16 protein-coding genes and 1 riboswitch are annotated in these 18,214 nt (G+C 52.7%); of the genes, 10 read left to right on the plus strand and 6 right to left on the minus strand.

Annotated features, from left to right (window positions below; all coding sequences use genetic code 11):
* Nucleotides 1–2: 2 nt before the first annotated feature.
* Nucleotides 3–1,289 carry a phosphopyruvate hydratase gene (gene eno, locus OGX93_RS03490; RefSeq protein WP_286449524.1) on the plus strand — a complete coding sequence of 429 codons (1,287 nt, stop codon included), beginning with the start codon at nt 3–5 and terminating at the stop codon, nt 1,287–1,289.
* Here eno and OGX93_RS03495 read toward each other — a convergent pair.
* Both OGX93_RS03495 and OGX93_RS03500 read right to left on the minus strand, forming a co-directional pair.
* Nucleotides 1,286–2,821 (minus strand): MutS-related protein, encoded by a 1,536-nt coding sequence (locus tag OGX93_RS03495; protein ID WP_286449525.1) that lies wholly within the window; start codon nt 2,819–2,821, stop codon nt 1,286–1,288. The genes eno and OGX93_RS03495 overlap by 4 nt on opposite strands.
* Entirely contained in the window at nt 2,818–4,377 is a 1,560-nt protein-coding gene (locus OGX93_RS03500) for a MutS-related protein (protein ID WP_286449526.1), read from the minus strand. Before OGX93_RS03500 ends, OGX93_RS03495 begins: the two co-directional genes overlap by 4 nt.
* Nucleotides 4,378–4,427: 50 nt before the next feature.
* Nucleotides 4,428–4,490, minus strand: a riboswitch (Fluoride riboswitch).
* A gap of 75 nt (nt 4,491–4,565) precedes the next feature.
* Here OGX93_RS03500 and OGX93_RS03505 point away from each other — a divergent pair.
* Nucleotides 4,566–5,888 carry a glycoside hydrolase family 10-like protein gene (locus OGX93_RS03505; protein ID WP_286449527.1) on the plus strand — a complete coding sequence of 441 codons (1,323 nt, stop codon included), beginning with the start codon at nt 4,566–4,568 and terminating at the stop codon, nt 5,886–5,888.
* 38 nt (nt 5,889–5,926) lie between these two features.
* Here OGX93_RS03505 and OGX93_RS03510 read toward each other — a convergent pair whose 3' ends face one another.
* From OGX93_RS03510 to OGX93_RS03520, 3 genes are all read right to left on the minus strand, one after another.
* On the minus strand, nt 5,927–7,195 hold the full coding sequence (locus tag OGX93_RS03510; protein WP_286449528.1) for a type II toxin-antitoxin system HipA family toxin: 1,269 nt from the start codon (nt 7,193–7,195) through the stop codon (nt 5,927–5,929).
* Nucleotides 7,188–7,502, minus strand: a complete 315-nt coding sequence (locus tag OGX93_RS03515; protein ID WP_286449593.1) for a helix-turn-helix domain-containing protein — start codon at nt 7,500–7,502, stop codon at nt 7,188–7,190. The genes OGX93_RS03510 and OGX93_RS03515 overlap by 8 nt, the downstream gene beginning before the upstream one ends.
* A gap of 204 nt (nt 7,503–7,706) precedes the next feature.
* Nucleotides 7,707–9,650 (minus strand): methyl-accepting chemotaxis protein, encoded by a 1,944-nt coding sequence (locus OGX93_RS03520; protein ID WP_275375336.1) that lies wholly within the window; start codon nt 9,648–9,650, stop codon nt 7,707–7,709.
* Between the two features lie 726 nt (nt 9,651–10,376).
* Between OGX93_RS03520 and OGX93_RS03525 the strand changes: the two genes are divergently transcribed.
* The 7 genes from OGX93_RS03525 to OGX93_RS03555 are packed head-to-tail and all read left to right on the plus strand — an operon-like array spanning nt 10,377 to nt 17,304.
* A complete protein-coding gene (locus OGX93_RS03525; RefSeq protein WP_012132399.1) occupies nt 10,377–11,243 on the plus strand; it encodes a MurR/RpiR family transcriptional regulator in 867 nt (288 codons plus the stop codon).
* Nucleotides 11,244–11,257: 14 nt separating this feature from the next.
* Entirely contained in the window at nt 11,258–11,845 is a 588-nt protein-coding gene (gene ddpX / locus OGX93_RS03530) for a D-alanyl-D-alanine dipeptidase (protein ID WP_286449529.1), read from the plus strand.
* A 16-nt stretch (nt 11,846–11,861) separates the two neighbouring features.
* Nucleotides 11,862–13,424, plus strand: coding sequence for an ABC transporter substrate-binding protein (locus OGX93_RS03535; protein WP_047463668.1), 1,563 nt, complete (start codon nt 11,862–11,864; stop codon nt 13,422–13,424).
* Nucleotides 13,425–13,468: 44 nt separating this feature from the next.
* Entirely contained in the window at nt 13,469–14,491 is a 1,023-nt protein-coding gene (locus tag OGX93_RS03540; protein WP_012132396.1) for an ABC transporter permease, read from the plus strand.
* Nucleotides 14,488–15,384: a D,D-dipeptide ABC transporter permease gene (ddpC, locus tag OGX93_RS03545; RefSeq protein WP_012132395.1), complete on the plus strand. Its 897-nt coding sequence runs from the start codon at nt 14,488–14,490 to the stop codon at nt 15,382–15,384. Before OGX93_RS03540 ends, ddpC begins: the two co-directional genes overlap by 4 nt.
* Complete coding sequence (locus OGX93_RS03550) at nt 15,381–16,367, plus strand: ABC transporter ATP-binding protein (protein WP_047463664.1); 987 nt, start codon at nt 15,381–15,383, stop codon at nt 16,365–16,367. The genes ddpC and OGX93_RS03550 overlap by 4 nt, the downstream gene beginning before the upstream one ends.
* Complete coding sequence (locus OGX93_RS03555; protein ID WP_286449530.1) at nt 16,360–17,304, plus strand: oligopeptide/dipeptide ABC transporter ATP-binding protein; 945 nt, start codon at nt 16,360–16,362, stop codon at nt 17,302–17,304. The genes OGX93_RS03550 and OGX93_RS03555 overlap by 8 nt, the downstream gene beginning before the upstream one ends.
* Before the next feature lie 102 nt (nt 17,305–17,406).
* Here the strand turns inward: OGX93_RS03555 and osmC are convergent, their stop codons facing one another.
* Nucleotides 17,407–17,838, minus strand: coding sequence for a peroxiredoxin OsmC (gene osmC / locus OGX93_RS03560; RefSeq protein ID WP_012132392.1), 432 nt, complete (start codon nt 17,836–17,838; stop codon nt 17,407–17,409).
* Between the two features lie 169 nt (nt 17,839–18,007).
* Between osmC and sra the strand changes: the two genes are divergently transcribed.
* The gene (sra, locus tag OGX93_RS03565) at nt 18,008–18,151 is read left to right on the plus strand and encodes a stationary-phase-induced ribosome-associated protein (protein WP_024130331.1); all 144 of its coding nucleotides are present in this window, start codon (nt 18,008–18,010) and stop codon (nt 18,149–18,151) included.
* Nucleotides 18,152–18,214 lie beyond the last annotated feature (63 nt).

Raw genomic sequence — 18,214 nt, forward strand, 5'->3', positions numbered from 1 at the left:
CTATGAGCTATGAAATTGAACGTGTGATCGCAAGAGAAATTCTGGACTCCCGAGGTAATCCGACCGTTGAAGTCGAAGTCTCCGCCATCGGCGGCGGTGCTGCGCGCGCGTCAGTCCCTTCCGGTGCCAGTACCGGTTCGCGCGAAGCCATTGAGCGCCGTGATGGAGATAAGTCGCGTTTTGGCGGCAAAGGTGTATTGGGCGCGGTTCAGAGTATCAATACTGAGATCGATAATGCGCTACGGGGATATGATGTCCGCCGTCAGAAAGATATCGATAACTGCCTGATAACTCTTGATGGTACGGAAAATAAAAGTCGTCTCGGGGCCAATGCTATTCTCGGGGTATCGCTTGCCGTGGCGCGTCTGGCCGCGCAGCTATCAAACATTCCGCTGTATCGTTACCTCGGCGGCGTTGGCGCTAACCTCCTCCCGGTTCCTTGTATGAATATCATCAATGGCGGCGTTCACGCTCGCTGGCAAGGCGCCGATTTTCAGGAGTTCATGATTGCCCCCTGGGGCGCAAGCTCTGTTCGGGAAGCCATTCGCTGGGGTAGCGAGGTGTATCAGAATTTACGTCAGGTCTTACTGGAGAAAGGTTTGTCTACTGGCGTGGGCGATGAAGGTGGATTCGCGCCAGCCGTCTCGTCAAACCGGCAACCGCTGGAATTGATTGTCGAAGCGATCGAAAAAGCCGGTTATAAACCCGGCGAGGATATTGTTATTTGCATGGACCCTGCATCCAGCGAATTTTATTCAGACGGAAAATACACCCTGCGCAGCGAAAATGCGCAATTCGGTGCGGAAGAGATGACGCGCTATTATGAGCGGCTGGTCAACGAATTCCCCATTGTTCTGATTGAAGATGGCCTGGCTGAAGATGACTGGGCTGGCTGGCGAATTCTGAGTGATACGCTTGGCAATAAGATTGAACTGGTGGGTGACGATCTTTTTGTGACTAACGTAAAATATATCCAGCGAGGAATTGATGAAAATCTGGCGAATGCCGCGCTGATCAAATTGAACCAGATTGGTACGTTAAGCGAGACAATCGAAGCGGTTCAATTGTGTCATGATCATCACTGGGGCAGCTTTATCTCACACCGTAGCGGAGAAACAATAGACAGTTTCATTGCTGATATGACGGTAGGCTTACGCGCCGGACACCTCAAAACGGGAGCGCCAAGCCGTGGAGAACGCATCGAAAAATACAATCAGCTAATGCGTATTGAAGATGAACTTGGCGATGCCGCCGTTTTCGCCGGTAAATCTGCCTTCAGAAAAGGTTAACGCTCTGAAACCTCTCCCGTATTCCGGTATGCGGGAGAGGCATCAAAAACATCCCGGTACAGATCTTCGCCATAACTGATATCCAGAGGCACGCCTTCTGCTATTTTGTATGTCCTTTCTCCATCGTCGCGTCGTTCGGCGCACAGGTATACCGTGTCCTGGCGATCCTCCTGATAAAACGAACATGCAAATTCCGCAGTATGTGTAACAAAAAAGAGCTTCACGTTGCTTTCTGCCAGTGCGGTTACCACGCCTCTGATGATTTCGGCCCCTTCCCGACTGTTTGTTGCAGAGAACGATTCGTTAAACAGCACCAGGTCATCACGTTGTAGAGCATCAACAATATCACTCATTCGTCGGAGCTCTTCATCCAGCTTTCCGCTGACCATATGGCTGTCTTCTTCACATTTGTAATGCGTGAATATCTGCCGACAAAGATCTGCGCTATAACATTCAGCAGAAACGAACATCCCCGTTTGCATCATTATCTGCGCCAGTCCGATACTGCGTAAAAACGTGGATTTCCCTCCCTGGTTTGCGCCAGTGATGATAAAAGTATTTTTATTATCCGTTCTTAATGTGTTGCTAACGATTTCCCGATCCGATGTCAGTGCAAGGCAGGGATCAAAGAGTGCCTCAAACACATGATGGCGTTCTCTTTGATATATCGGGACAGGAAAGCACAGTGGAATATTGCGTTTGTTTAAGGCCTGCGCAAGATTAAGGCATGAAATATAAAATCCTAATTCAGTGCGCAGTGACTTTAGAAAATTAAGCAAATGCGCGGTGGATTGCGCCATTGCGTTGGCGATCAATACGAGCCCTTCGTCCTTTAAGTCGCTTAATGCCCTGAAGCCATTTTCATCACGCGCGGCTAGCTGTACGGTGTAATGCGCTGGCCTTTTTGTCCAAAGACGCCGGAACCATCCTTTTTGCGGGGGATTGGGCCGCCTGAGTACATAGTCTTTGCCCTGATTACCCTGCCCCAATCGTGCGCTGATTAATACGCCTTTTTTGAAAGTCATCTGCTTCAGATGTCTTTCAATAGTGCTCATATAATCATCGTTTAACTCCTGAACAAGCATCGAGAAAAGACGAACCATCCCCGGAGATTCAACGTGATGGATGTTTTCTTGTGCGATAATTTTTATTTTCTGTAAATAGATCATCAGGAATTGGGTAAACGAAAGAGACTGATGCAGCACAGCGGAAGGATAATGACCAAAAACGCCGTAGTGAAGTTTCTCTTTTTCCATTTGCAGGCATTCAACCACCACGTTATAGAATGTTCTGATGACGTCCTCGTTATACAGGCAATCCCGCAGAATAGCCTGCCTGTACTCAATGTCAGGAATGCCCGATAGCAGCACAGAACATGCCTTCCTGACGACAGAATAAAGAAAATCATCTCCATCAGACAACGCATGAAACAACACCGCCAGCTCCAGATCTTTCATGGCAAATTTGATGTTCTCTGGGATATTATCGTCAACGATAAAATCGTTATCTTTATACATCAGATACGCGTTCATCCGTTTAACCTCGTTTTTATCTGCTCATATGTCAGCCCATGCTTTATCACCAGCGTCGTTGACCATGCTATGCCATCGGCCGGTTTCCTGGTGATTTTATAGGTTCTTAATGCTGCATTATTATGCTCAACCGTACTCATTAAGCTGACGATGGACGGGTCTAATGCCGTAAGCTCGTCGATAAACGTTACGCAGACACAAAGCGCATCGAGCATGACTATTTTCTTGATTACCCGTGTTCCCAGATAAATGGCGTCTCGCGATGTGGTTGACGTAAAAATCTCATTCATGATAATCAAACTGTGTGATGTGGCAGCATCAAGGATCGCTTTTATTCTCACCAGGTCGTCATACAGTTTTCCCCGGAGGTTATAAATATTTTCGATTTTCTCAAAATGCGTAAAAATAGTGTCTGTCAGAAAGAGCTTTGCCTGCCTGGCAGGGACATAAATGCCCAGCAAGGCAAGAAAATGCAGTTGCCCTATCATGCGGGCAAAGGTGGTTTTCCCGCCCTGGTTGGGGCCCGATATGACGAAAATACGTTCATGCTCCTGGAAGCTGAAATCATTGCAGACAACCTTCTCCTTTTTCTCAAGGATGACCTCTGCAAGCGCGAGATCGAAAGCCGCAACAGCCGAAATAGCCTTTTCATCTCGTTGTACCTCCGGGATACAAAATGGCAGCCCTTTCTGCCGAAATTTTTCAATGTATTCCACAACAGCCAGATAAAACTGCACTTCACGTTCAAAAAGATCCAGCGTGTTATCTCTGTAGCGTTTGTTGGCATCTATAAACACATCAAGTTGATGAAACTCGGTGGGAAATAGTCTGGCAACACAATCCAGAACTTGTGCTTCAATATGGTTCATCCCGAAGCTGTGATGTCTACTCTCCACCTCGACATTCACATCATGCTGCTTAAACTTTGAGAACACATCGAGGATCTCATCGCTATAGTTTTTCTCCTGGTGATACCGTTCAACAATAATGGTGTCGCCTTTAATTTTCAGGCCGTACTGAACCGCCTCCAGACTTTTTCTTATCATAGTGGCGGTTGAATATAACCCGGTAAAATTTTCACTCTCGATATACTGACGAAGATAATGCCTGAAATTAATCATACCGTCGGAAGACAAAGACAGCGGCGCTATACGCTCATACAGCGCCGTAACGGCCTGGCAATACAACAAAATGCACTCAAGCTCCCAGCGCCGCTGTTGATAGAAGTAAAACCGGTTTGTTTTTTCTTCTGAAATCTCCCTGATATTCTTCATCTCTGCGGAATATGCCATTAGCGCCTTATAGAGCGCATGTATTGTCACATCCTGAATAATTTCCTGTCGATAGAGGATATCCTCCAGACATTCAAGTGGTGAATAAAAGAAAGCGCTGATGCCGTACTCTTCCCGTCCCTGAACAATGCGATCGACGATTTTATCAAGATTCAGATCGACAAAATATGCAGGAGCACGATCGCCCGAAGGGGGGGTATGACGACGACCAGAGGCATACAAAACGGTAATAAATTGCAGCGATGTTGTTGAGGTACGGCGCATAATGACTCCTACACAATACACGTTGACTTGTCCACGCGGGGCAACGTCCAGAATGTGCAGGCATCATCAGCCAGAGGGCGGTTATGAGGAGGAATGCCATCTCCTGTAAAAAACGTAGCAATGAACTCTGTAATTAGCCAGATCTCGTGTAAGATTTTTTGGATTAACCAAACGGAAAATTGGCAAATATGATCATCAGCTCTCGTCACGCTCGTCTTGTCAGCAAAGTAAAAAAACGGGCTACGCTTGTCGCCACCGCGTTTTTACTTGCCAGTTGCGCCTCAAAACCTCCCGTTTCGCTGGTTACGCCCCCTTCTTCCGCGACGCCAGCCCCATCCCAGAAAAATCAGCAGCCGGTTCGTGGTATCTGGCTGGCAACCGTTTCGCGTCTTGACTGGCCTCCGGTCAGTTCCGTGAATACGAGTAATGCGGCGGTTCGGGTGCGTCAACAACAGAACGCGTTGATCGAAAAGCTGGATAAGCTAAAAAGTCTGGGAATCAATACCGTGTTTTTCCAGGTCAAGCCGGATGGAACGGCGCTCTGGCCGTCAAAAATTTTGCCGTGGTCAGATATGCTGACCGGAAAGATTGGTGAAGATCCGGGCTACGATCCGCTACAGTTTATGCTTGATGAAGCGCATAAGCGGGGAATGAAAGTACACGCCTGGTTTAACCCCTACCGCGTATCGGTAAACACCAAACCAGCAACGGTGGCGCAGTTAAACGCGACGGTGACGTCAAATCCGGCGAGCGTGTTTGTGCTGCATCGCGACTGGGTGCGCATCTCTGGAGATCGTTTTGTTCTTGATCCCGGCATTCCTGACGTCCGGGACTGGATCACCAGTATCGTGGCGGAAGTGGTCACACGTTATCCCATCGATGGCGTACAGTTTGATGACTATTTCTATACCGAAACGCCAGGCTCCACGCTTAACGACAATTCCACCTTTGCCCGATATGGTCAGGCGTTTGCCTCAAAAGCGGACTGGCGGCGACACAATACGCAACTGCTGATTGAGCAGGTGTCCCGCACGGTCAAAAACCTGAAACCGGATGTTGAATTTGGCGTCAGCCCCGCTGGTGTATGGCGTAACCGCTCGCATGATCCGGCAGGTTCGGATACGAGGGGCGCGGCGGCGTATGATGAATCCTATGCCGATACTCGCCGCTGGGTGCAACTGGGATTACTGGATTACATTGCGCCGCAGCTCTACTGGCCCTTTGCGCGTGACGCGGCCCGTTATGATGTGCTGGCGAAATGGTGGGCGGATGTGGTGAAACCCACGAATACCCATCTCTATATTGGCGTGGCGTTGTATAAAGTCGGCGAACCGTCAAAGAATGAGCCGGACTGGATGATTAATGGCGGCGTCCCGGAGCTTAAGAAGCAACTGGATCTGAATGAATCCGTCTCACAAATCAAAGGCACAATCCTGTTCAGAGAAAGCTATCTTGATCAGCCGCAAACCCAGCAAGCGGTGAACTATCTGAAAAGTCGGTGGGGAAGCTAACCTCCCCACACCCTCTTTCCGTGAGACTGACTCAGCCGTCATCCCTTCAGGCGGCTGATATTCCCATCAATCTGTTTTTGGATATAGTTCAGCGTGTCGCCCGTGATTTGCCCCGGGTAGAGGTCGGTAGCAATTGCGCTGAACGTCGCCGCAACGTCGCAAATAGTCGCGATGATCTCTGCGACTCTGGTGGCTGGTAATTCGGCTTCCTGTTCACCCAGCGCCTGAAGATGCTTTCTTTCAATATCCAGAGCTTCACCCATCACATCCATCTGATGATAGCCGCCAGGCCCATCGCAATAGGTCACATCATAGGCGGGCGCCAGGGTCCATTGCCCATCTGCGGACATCAGATAAGCGAAGTTCTTAGGATGATCGTCCCGGTTGTTGAACACGACATTAAAGACCACTCGTTCGAAGGCAAGCGCTTTTTCCCGAATATCGTTGGTGCATATTTGCGTCGCACGTAAAAAACTTCGGTAGTCGAGCGAACCCGGCGTCTGGTAATTCGCGCCAGTGAAGGCGGCCAGACTTTGCATGGGCACGCGCATCCCTTGTTCATGATCAAAACGGCGGGTGGCGAATGCCGCTTGCCCTTCCGGCAAGGCGAAATACGTAACGTCAGGCGTCTGGATGCCGCATTTGCGCAGACACGCTGAATAGACGGCTTCGATGGCGCAGACCTCGGCATGTTCCTGTCTGGCCGGGAATTTGACCAGCCAGCTTTCCGCGCCTGCTAACGGCGAGGTTGTGAATTTTGACGTGACAGTGTCACGATGGAGTAATGCTTTTGGCCGTGCCCCCTGTGGTGAACCGCCCATCTGCAATAATTTTTGCAGGAACTCCCCGCCTTCTCCGCTCAGAACCTCCTGCACCTCTGCGGCCAGCTGCACCAGCGGGATCTCTTCTTGCGAGGTAAGTTCTGCCTCTGCCTGTACCGGCTGGAATGTCATTGCCCCCATTGCGTTGCCGCCTACCCAGGTGAGCCGCTCCAGGGGGCCAATTCGGGCGGCATTGAGTCCTCTGCGTTTGAATAAGCGATCCATCAGCAGCATTCCCCAGCCATCAGGCAGAGCGTCGTAAACCGGCCCCGGAAGATGTAATTGATGAGCCGGAAAGTCCCTGCGTAATCGCGGCCCCTCAAGCGGTAATGTTAAGCGGGACAGCTCAAAACCTTTGCGAACGGCCTCGTCACTGTATTCAAAGGCGATGACTGGCCGACCGGTCAATGCCGTTGATGAGACCAGCTTGCCCCAGAGCCATCGTTCCCCCCATCCTTCATAGAAGACGTCTATCTGCTCAGGCATCGTTATTTTTCCTCTTCACCCGCTGACGCGTCGCGCTCTTCTCATAACGTAAGATATCATCCAGGCTATCAATTTTGGGCTTGAACAGCGCTTTCAACGCGTCGCCATAACCTAATACCACCGCTACTCTGACCAGATTCTCGAAGCCCACATTTTTGCCTGCTTCAAGGTTTGAAACCGTATTGACGCCAACTCCCGCCCGGGCGGCCACGTCAGCCTGAGTCATCTGTTTTGCCAGGCGTTCTTTGCGTAACCGGTCGCACAGCAGCGTAACAATCTCGGCTGGAGAACTAAGGGTTAAATCCATCATAGTGTCCCTTATCGCAATATTTCTGACGTAATACACAATATTATAGAGTTAATGTGCAACGAAGGCAAAAAGCATAAACCACTATATAATGGAGTTATTGGCTATTCATGGAGATAAAACACTAAATAATGGATTTAGTTATCTGACTGACACAAGCAGAACGTCTGCAATTTGCAGACGTTCTGTGAGGGAGAGAGAAAATTATGCCGCTGTGGGTTCAGGCAATCTGAATGAAGAGACCAGTAGCGCCAGTTGTTCAGCCTCTTCTTTCAGGACCTGGGTTCGCGCAGCGGCATCATCAATCAGCGACGCGTTCTGCTGAACCGTACTGTCCATTTCGGTTACCGCCAGCGTAACCTCAGAGACACCTTTACGCTGTTCTTCACCCGCCACGCGAATTTCACCCATCAATTGTCTGACCTGACGCACGTTGCCGACCAACTCGCCAAGACGATCCCCGGCGTTATGGATCTGCTGACTGCTGCTGTCTACGTGTGAAACCGACTCATCGATTAACGCCTTGATCTCCTGCGCGGCAGTGGCGCTGCGCTGTGCCAGCGTGCGCACTTCAGAGGCGACGACGGCAAATCCGCGACCGGCATCACCCGCTCGTGCGGCTTCCACCGCCGCATTCAGCGCGAGAATGTTGGTCTGAAACGCGATGCTGTCGATAACGGCGACAATTTCCACCATCCTGCCGGACGACGCGCTGACGTTATCCATCGTGGAAATCACGCCCTGCATGACATCGCCACAGCGGTTAGCCGTTTGCGCCGTGTTTTCGGAAAGCTCATCGGCTAACTGTGTATTCCCGGTATTTTGATGAACGGTCGCATTTAATTGCTCCATCGCCGACGCGCTTTCCTCCAGCGCGGCTGCCTGCTGCGTTACGCGAGAGGATAACTCCATATTACTGTCAGCCAGACTGACGGCGTTATTCGCAACCACCACGCTACTGCTGCGAACGGTAATCAGGATTGCGGATATTTTATCCACAAAGAGGTTAAAGGCCTGAGCAATATCGGAAATCTCATCTTTACCCCGGACGTCCAGGCGGCGAGTCAGATCGCCTTCGCCCTGGGCGATATCATCCAGCGCGCGACGCGTATCGTCCAGACGAGAGATAAGACGGCGCACCACCAGCCAGGAGCCCACCAGCAGAATGGCCATGATCGGAATCAGCACTTCCAGTACATCCTTCATCATCACTTTTGCCAGTCCGACAACGCGTTCTTCAGGCGTCACCAGCCCAACGATCCACCCGGTATCCGCCATCGGGAAAAGCATCACCCGGGAAGGCCCGTCCAGTATGCCGTCGTGTGCAAGGGGAATGGTGGCGACATCGGCCGAGGCATTCAGCGTTTTCAGCGATCCGGCTACCGGGGCGAGCCAGTCAGAGGCTTTGACCAGGTCAGTAAACGTTTTAAACTGCGCGTGATCGGCCTGCGGGAAATAGAGGATTTGCCCCTGTTTATCCACCACAAAGGCGTAACCGCCCGTGCTGTTCCCCTGCTGTTGCATAAAGGTGGCGACGTTATCCAGTCGGATATCGGTTGTGGCGACGCCGGCAAATTTCCCTGCCAGTTGATAAGGAATGCTACAGGTCACCATGTTAACCCCGGAAATCGTATCCTGGTAAACATCAGACCAGACGCAACTGTTCTGTGAGTGCCCTTTCGCCTGGATATACCAGCTTTCGTTATGATAACCGCTCCCACCCGCAACGTTGTAGTCGTCGGAAAAGATCAATTTCCCTTCTGCATCACGCGCCCAGAAGAAACTGCGTCGTTCAATGCCGGGCGTAAAGGCATCCGGCTCCGGCCAGATGCCGCCGCCGGTAATGATGGAATCATTCTGTTCGCCAATAAGATGCGGAACGACATGCTGGTATAGCGATTCGTCGTTTGGCAGCACTTCGGCAAGGCGCGACAGGCTTACCGTTTCACCTTCAATACGCGATAAAACAGTACCTAACTGGCGAGTCAGTCCTTGCCCTGTCTCCTCTATCAGGGCGGAGTTGATCTCAACAACGCGCGGCTGACCGCGCCAGAGCATAATGGCAACAATAACCAGCGTGGTCACTGCAAGCAGCGCAATCCCCCCAATCGTCAGACGGGTGGAAATACGTGATGGATACCAGACCATACAAACCCCTTATGTAAACGACTCTCTTTTATTCAGTATCGGCACACAAATTTATATCTTTATGCGGTTTTATGGTTCGTTAAGAAATATTAACACGCTCTTAAATGTGACGCTGTCACTAATAACAAAATCCTGCACTTTCAGATGATTTAAATAGCGTGATAAGTTTATTTTGAATATTATTTTTAATGCGTTGCTTTAATCACTTACGCGCCAGGCCTTGTGTTCTCCTGGTTGTGCCGCACTTCATAAGTCAGGGGGTTTTACGCTTCGCCTGCCTTCATACGTTGCTACAAACCTGTCTGTTATAAAAGAATAATTAATATCGCGTTGTATTTTAATGCGTAAAATGAACAGATTACTTGCCTGATGAATATTTATTAAATCTACAAAAATAATACACTGTTCTTTCCGCTGATAAATAATGTGTCTCGCGCTTTTATATTTCTCTGCTATCCACGTTGGCGTTTGCCATTTTTGACCTTGCAATTTCTGGCATCACAATGTGATCCCTGCGACGGATTCGACACATTCATGCCCTCTCTGACGATCGCTGCACCAAAAGTGAACTAATCTGCACAAATGTTGATCATTCGTTAATTAAATATCACCTCAATTTAACAAAAAAGACGGCAATGCCGTGATCTCCAGGTTGGCATGCGTCCTGCATTGTTAATTCAGTAACAGCGGAACGCTCTCTGACAGCTCACTAACAGCGAGACGGTAATGACATCAAAACCTGAGTTATTTGCCCGAATTGAGAAGAGTTTTAGCCAGCATACGCCCAGCGAAAAGCGCGTTGCAGGCTGGCTGTTAGCGCACGCGGCGCAGATACCGTTTGAAACGGCAGACGGTATCGCCAGAGCGACAGGCACCAGCGGCATCACGGTGGGACGTTATTTACGGAAGCTTGGTTTTCGTAATCTTGAGGATGCCAAAGCCAGTCTACGGGAACTGCCATCCGTGCCCTATCAGCCCTGGGGGATGAATGAACGCCTTGACTCCTGGCAACAGCAGCAGCGACTGCCCGACAGAGCGCGTCAGTCGCTGTCGCTGGAAATTGATGCCATCACCCACGTCTATCAGCTGGCGCAAAGTGAAACGTTCTTGCGAATCGCTCAGCAACTGGCGCATGCGGAGGCCGTGTATGTTCTGGGGATTCAGTCCACGCGCGGCATTGCTAACGCCTTTTTCAGCCATCTGGAATACCTGCGGCCCAAAGTCAGTTATTCCGAAGGGCTATCCGGGAGCTGGGTTGAGTCGCTGAATTCCGGGTTCGCACGGCCATATGTGGTGATCACGGATACCCGCGCCTATTCCGCCGCTGCCCGTCAGTATTGTCGCGTTGCCAGCGAGCGGCGCATTCCGCTGGCGTTAATCACTGATGTCTGGTGTCCGTGGGCCAGAGACTACGCCATCGACTTATTGCAGGTAAAAACCGACACCGGGCACTTCTGGGATTCGCTCGCCCCCGTGAGCTGCCTGTTCAACTTATTGCTGTCAGGCGTGGTGGATCAACTGGGCGATACGCTTGCTGAACGGCTGCGAACCAATCGCCAGTTGCAACAAGAGTTTGGTCAATTCGAACAATAAACAGGAAACGTGCTATGTCAGAAACCCCTGAACTGGTCGATCTGTCAGTGATTTTCCCCTCGCTGCATATCGATCTCAAATACGCCACCGCCGATAACCTCACCGGCGCGCCCATTTACCGGGAGGCCCGTTGCCTGTTGCATACGGATGCCGTCACCGCGCTGGCGAAAAGTATCAGCATCGCGCAGCTGGCAGGACTGTCTCTGGTGGTATACGACGCCTATCGTCCGCAGCAGGCGCAGTCGGTTCTGTGGCATGTCTGTCCCGATCCGCAATACGTGGTGGATGTAGCCATCGGTTCAAACCATAGCCGTGGTACGGCAATTGACGTCACTCTGATTGATGAGCATGGCAACGTGCTTGATATGGGGGCCGGTTTTGATGAAATGCACGATCGCTCGCACTCGTATCACCCTTCTGTTCCACCCGCAGAGCAACGTAATCGATTGTTATTGAACGCTATTATGTTTGGCGGTGGTTTTGTCGGCATCAGCAGTGAATGGTGGCATTTTGAATTGCCGGACGCGGCCAGCTACCCCTTGCTCGACGACTGCATTGCCTGTTTCCCGGCATCACGCACAACAACACAACCCTCCCTGTAAATGATGGAGCACGGTCATGAAGACAACACACGCTTTAACTTCGCTGTTTCGTCCCGCCCTGATTGCCGTGGCACTGGCTGTTGCCCTGCCCGCCGCTCAGGCGGCTGTACCCAAAGATATGCTGGTGATTGGTAAAGCGGCCGATCCGCAAACGCTTGATCCTGCCGTCACTATTGATAACAACGACTGGACGGTGACCTACCCGTCTTATCAACGCCTTGTGCAGTACAAAACCGAGGGAGGTAAAGGTTCCACGGAGGTTGAAGGCGATCTGGCGAGCGACTGGAAGGCCTCTGACGATCAGAAAGAGTGGACGTTTACCCTTAATAAAGATGCCCGATTCGCTGATGGCTCGCCCGTTACGGCAGATGCGGTGCAACAATCTTTTGCGCGTCTGCTGAAAATTGGACAAGGCCCGGCAGAAGCCTTTCCAAAAGATTTGAAAGTCGAAGCCGTCGATGACTATACGGTGAAATTTACGCTGAGCCAGCCGTTTGCGCCCTTCCTGTACACGCTGGCGAATGACGGCGCCTCCATTATTAACCCGGCGGTTCTGAAAGAACATGCCGCAGATGATGCGCGCGGTTTTCTGGCGCAGAACACCGCAGGTTCCGGCCCGTTTATGCTGAAAAGCTGGCAGAAAGGACAGCAGCTGATTCTGGTGCCGAATCCGCATTATGCGGGAGCCAAACCTGCCTTTAAGCGCGTGTCGGTAAAAATTATTGGTGAGAGCGCTTCCCGCCGCCTGCAATTGTCGCGGGGAGACATCGACATTGCCGATGCTCTCCCGGTAGACCAGCTCAACGCGTTAAAACAGGAAGGGAAAGTCAACGTAGCGGATTATCCTTCGCTGCGCGTGACTTATCTCTATCTGAACAACAGTAAAGCGCCGCTGAATCAGGTGGATTTGCGCCGGGCCATCTCATGGTCAACGGACTATCAGGGCATGGTGACGGGTATCCTCAGCGGTAACGGCAAGCAGATGCGCGGCCCGATTCCTGAAGGTATGTGGGGCTATGACGCGAAGGCAATGCAGTACAGTTTTGATGAAGCGAAAGCTAAAGCCGCCTGGGAGCAAGTCGCGACCAAGCCCGACAGCCTGAGCTTCCTCTACTCTGATAACGATCCGAACTGGGAACCGATTGCGCTTTCCACGCAGGCCAGTCTCAGCAAGCTGGGTATTAAGGTGAAGCTGGAAAAACTGGCGAATGCCACCATGCGCGACCGGATCGGCAAAGGTGATTACGACATTGCCATCGGCAACTGGAGCCCGGACTTCGCCGACCCGTACATGTTCATGAACTACTGGTTTGAGTCTGATAAGAAAGGTCTGCCGGGTAATCGTTCGTTTTATGAAAACGCCGGGGTCGATAAACTTCTGCGCAGCGCGCTGACCACTACCGATCAGGCGGCCAGAACGAAGGATTACCAGCAGGCGCAAACCATCGTGATTGATGAGGCCGCCTACGTCTATCTCTTCCAGAAAAACTACCAGCTGGCGATGAACAAAGAGGTCAAAGGCTTTGTCTTCAACCCCATGCTGGAACAGGTCTTTAACATTGGCGCCATGAGTAAATAAGCCACGTTGATGCGGGGCCGTTATGGCTCCGCAAGGGGAAGCCTATGACGTTCTGGAGCATTTTACGCCAGCGATGCTGGGGACTAATTCTGGTGGTCGCCGGTGTTTGCGTAATTACGTTTATTATTTCTCACCTGATTCCTGGCGACCCTGCGCGACTGCTGGCCGGCGATCGCGCCAGCGATGAAATTGTCGAAAACATTCGCCAACAGCTGGGGCTGGATCAGCCGCTGTATGTGCAATTTTTTCGCTATGTCAGCGACGTTTTTCACGGTGATCTGGGCACGTCTATACGCACTGGCCGCCCGGTAATGGAAGAGTTGCGCGTGTTTTTCCCCGCCACGCTTGAACTGGCCTTCTGTTCCCTGCTGCTGGCGTTGGTGATCGGAATTCCGCTGGGGATTTTATCCGCCGTCTGGCGAAACCGCTGGCTGGACCATCTGGTGCGGCTGATGGCGATAACCGGCATTTCCACCCCGGCGTTCTGGCTGGGGCTGGGCGTTATTGTTCTGTTTTACGGGCATCTGCAAATTCTGCCCGGCGGTGGAAGGCTTGATGACTGGCTGGACCCGCCCGCCCACGTCACCGGGTTCTACCTGATTGACGCGCTGCTGGAGGGGAATGGCGAGGTCTTTTTCAACGCGTTACAACACCTTATTTTACCGGCGCTGACTCTGGCGTTTGTCCACCTGGGAATTGTCGCCCGTCAGATTCGTTCCGCCATGCTGGAACAACTCAGTGAGGACTACATTCGCACCGCGCGTGCCAGCGGTCTGCCTGGCTGGTACATCGTGCTCTGCTATGCCTTGCCTAACGCCCTGATTCCGTCGATTACCGTTCTGGGACTGGCGCTGGGCGATTTGCTGTATGGCGCCGTGCTTACCGAGACGGTCTTTGCCTGGCCGGGAATGGGGGCGTGGGTGGTCACCTCTATTCAGGCGCTGGATTTTCCGGCGGTGATGGGATTCGCCGTAGTGGTCTCTTTGGCTTATGTGCTGGTAAACCTGGTCGTCGATTTACTCTATTTGTGGATCGATCCCCGAATCGGTCGCGGAGGTGCTGAATGATGTTAACGCAAGAGACGCCCGCCCCGTCGCAGACCGCCCGCCGCCGGATCGACTGGGCAAAACTCTTCTGGCTGATGAAAAGCAGCCCGCTGACGCTGACCGGCGGCGTGATTATCATCCTGATGTTGCTACTGATGGTGCTGTCGCCCTGGATAACGCCTTACGATCCCAATGCCATTGATTTGACCGCACGCCTGCTTGCGCCCTCTGCGACGCACTGGTTCGGCACTGACGAAGTGGGACGCGATCTGTTCAGCCGCGTACTGGTCGGCAGCCAGCAATCCATTGTCGCCGGGCTGGTCGTCGTAGGGATTGCCGGTGGAATCGGCTCCTTGCTTGGCTGTCTTTCCGGCGTCATGGGCGGGCGCGCCGACGCCATTATTATGCGTCTGATGGATATTATGCTGTCGATTCCTTCGCTGGTGCTGACGATGGCGCTGGCCGCCGCGCTGGGGCCGAGCCTGTTTAACGCCATGATGGCGATCGCCATTGTCCGTATTCCTTTTTATGTGCGCCTGGCGCGAGGGCAAACGCTGGTCGTGCGCCAGTTTACCTATGTACAGGCTGCCCGAACGTATGGCGCTTCTCGCTGGCACCTTATCAGCTGGCATATCTTACGTAATTCGCTGCCGCCGCTTATCGTGCAGGCGTCGCTGGATATTGGCAGCGCGATCCTGATGGCCGCCACGCTGGGCTTTATTGGCCTTGGCGCACAACAGCCCTCCGCTGAATGGGGCGCAATGGTGGCTATTGGTCGTAACTATGTCCTCGACCAGTGGTGGTATTGCGCCTTTCCTGGGGCGGCGATCCTGATTACCGCTGTCGGGTTTAACCTGTTTGGCGATGGTATTCGCGATCTGCTTGACCCTAAAGCCGGAGGAAAACAGTCATGACCCAACCCGTGCTGGAAATTGAGGATTTACACCTGAGCTTTCCGGGTTACAAAGCCGATGTTCACGCCCTTAACCACGTATCGTTGCGTATCGACCGGGGCGAAATCGTCGGCGTGGTCGGCGAGTCCGGGTCAGGTAAATCCGTCACCGCCATGCTGGCAATGCGGCTACTGCCGGAAGGCAGCTATCACATTCATCAGGGCCGCGTATCGCTGCTGGGCGAGGATGTGCTGAATGCCAGCGAAAAACAGATGCGTAAATGGCGCGGCGCGCGCGTGTCGATGATCTTCCAGGAGCCAATGACGGCGCTGAATCCCACCCGGCGCATTGGGCAACAAATGGTGGAAGTCATTCGCCATCATCAGGCGGTGAGCCGCCAGGCGGCGCGGGAAAAAGCCATCGCCCTGCTGGAAGAGATGCAAATTCCCGATGCGGCGCAGGTTATGGCGCGATTTCCGTTTGAGCTTTCCGGCGGGATGCGCCAGCGGGTGATGATCGCGCTGGCATTCTCCTGCGAGCCGGAGCTGATTATTGCCGACGAACCCACTACCGCTCTGGACGTCACGGTGCAGCTACAGGTTCTGCGTTTGCTGAAACTAAAAGCGCGAGCCAGCGGTACTGCGGTGCTGTTTATCAGTCATGATATGGCGGTGGTATCGCAGTTGTGCGATCGGCTGTATGTCATGTATGCCGGAAGCGTGATTGAGAGCGGCCCCACGCAGACGGTTATTCGCCGCCCCACGCATCCCTATTCCATTGGTTTGTTGAAATGCGCGCCGGAACACGGCGAACCTCGCGCGCCGCTGCCCGCGATTCCAGGGACGGTGCCTAACCTGACCTGTCTGCCAACCGGATGCGCCTTCCGCGAACGCTGTTTTGCCGCCGGGACGCTGTGCGAGGCTGTCCCGGCGCTGGAGAATCATGGCGAACCTGAACAACAATCCGCCTGCTGGTATCCACAACAGGAGATGACGCATGTCTGACATATTGCTCTCGTTACGGGATGTCCATATCACCTTCCCCGCCCGTAAAAACTGGTTGGGGCGGGTGACGGAGCGCGTACATGCCCTGAACGGTATGGATTTGCAGATTCGCCAGGGAGAAACGCTTGGCATCGTGGGGGAATCCGGCTGCGGGAAAAGTACGCTGGCGCAACTGCTGATGGGAATGTTAAAACCCAGCCACGGCGAGTGCTCGCGGCCTGGCGTTGCGCGCACCGGCGCCAACAGCGGGATGCAGATGGTCTTTCAGGACCCGCTCTCTTCGCTGGACCCCCGATTACCCGTCTGGCGGATTATCACCGAGCCCGTCTGGCTCCAGAAGCATAACAGCGAACACGAGCGGCGGACGCTGGCAGAGGAACTGGCCTTACAGGTTGGCATCCGGCCTGAGTACCTCGACAGGCTTCCCCATGCGTTTTCCGGCGGACAACGCCAGCGCATCGCCATTGCCCGCGCCTTATCGTCAGAGCCGGACGTTATCGTGCTTGATGAACCGACTTCCGCGCTGGATATCTCCGTGCAGGCGCAGATCCTGAATCTGCTGGTTGCGCTACAGACGCGCCGTAAACTGACGTATGTGCTGATTTCACACAACGTGTCGGTTGTGCGATACATGAGCGATCGGGTGGCGGTGATGTATCTCGGGCAAATTGTTGAACTGGGCGACGCGCAACAGGTGTTAACTACGCCTGCGCATCCCTATACCCGGCTGTTGCTGGATTCCGTGCCGAAAACGGGGGCGCCGCTGGCAGAAGACCTGGTGCTGCGCAAAACGGAATTACCGGGGAACCGCCACCTGCCGCAAGGGTGTTATTTTCGCGATCGCTGTCCGCTGGCAACCCGTGGCTGTGAAAAACCGCAGGCATTATTGACGCGGGGATCGGAGAGCGACGTTCGCTGCTGGCGAGCGGTGGAGTAAAAGTCAGACAATCGCCCGGTGGCGCTGTCGCTTACCGGGCCTACAGAATGTTTTGTGGAGCCGACCCGACGCTCAATCACCGGGCCGTCGAGATTGATGCCGTTATGACGTCAACTGATAATCCAGCGTGATTTCTGCTTTCAGCACCTGCGAAACCGGGCACCCGGCTTTCGCTTTTTGAATAATGCCGTCAAAGGTGGACGCATCAATGCCGGGTACGGCCACTTCACTGTGCAACGCAATTTTCGTGATCGCAAAACCCGCGTCGACTTTATCCAGTGAGACATCGGCTGTCGTGTCGATTGACGATGGGGTAAAACCCGCCTCGCCCAGCATCAGCGAAAGCGCCATCGAGAAACAGGCCGCGTGGGCTGCGCCGATTAACTCTTCCGGGTTGGTCCCTTTTACGCCTTCAAAGCGTGTATTAAAGCCATAGGGTTGTTGATTCAATACGCCGCTTTCGGTCGATACCGTACCTTTTCCACCTTTAATATCGCCTTCCCAGTGTGCCTGACCTTTCTTATGGATTGTCATTCTTGCTCTCCTGTTGGCTCAAAACAGAAAGTATAGACCAACTCTGTTACACGCGTTCGGTCGCCTTCCGGGGAAAACCTGCTATGCTGTACCAGCAACCTAAGGGGTTACGTTTCTTTCGCAATTGCGAATTTGTCCTTAAAACTAGCAACAGGATTGAGGAGTTAAAATGAAATCGAACCGTCAGGCCCGTCATATTCTTGGACTGGACCATAAAATTTCCAACCAACGCAAGCTCGTGACCGAAGGCGACAAAGTCAGCGTGGTCAACAACCCTACTGGCAGAAAACGTCACGCTGACAGCCAAAAGTAAGCGCCCTGTTCTGATATGACGATAAACACCATTGCAACCGCAATGGTGTTTTTGCTTACAAAA

This window comes from Citrobacter sp. CK195 (assembly GCF_030333365.1).
In the GTDB taxonomy this organism is placed as follows: Bacteria; Pseudomonadota; Gammaproteobacteria; order Enterobacterales; family Enterobacteriaceae; genus Citrobacter_B; species Citrobacter_B koseri.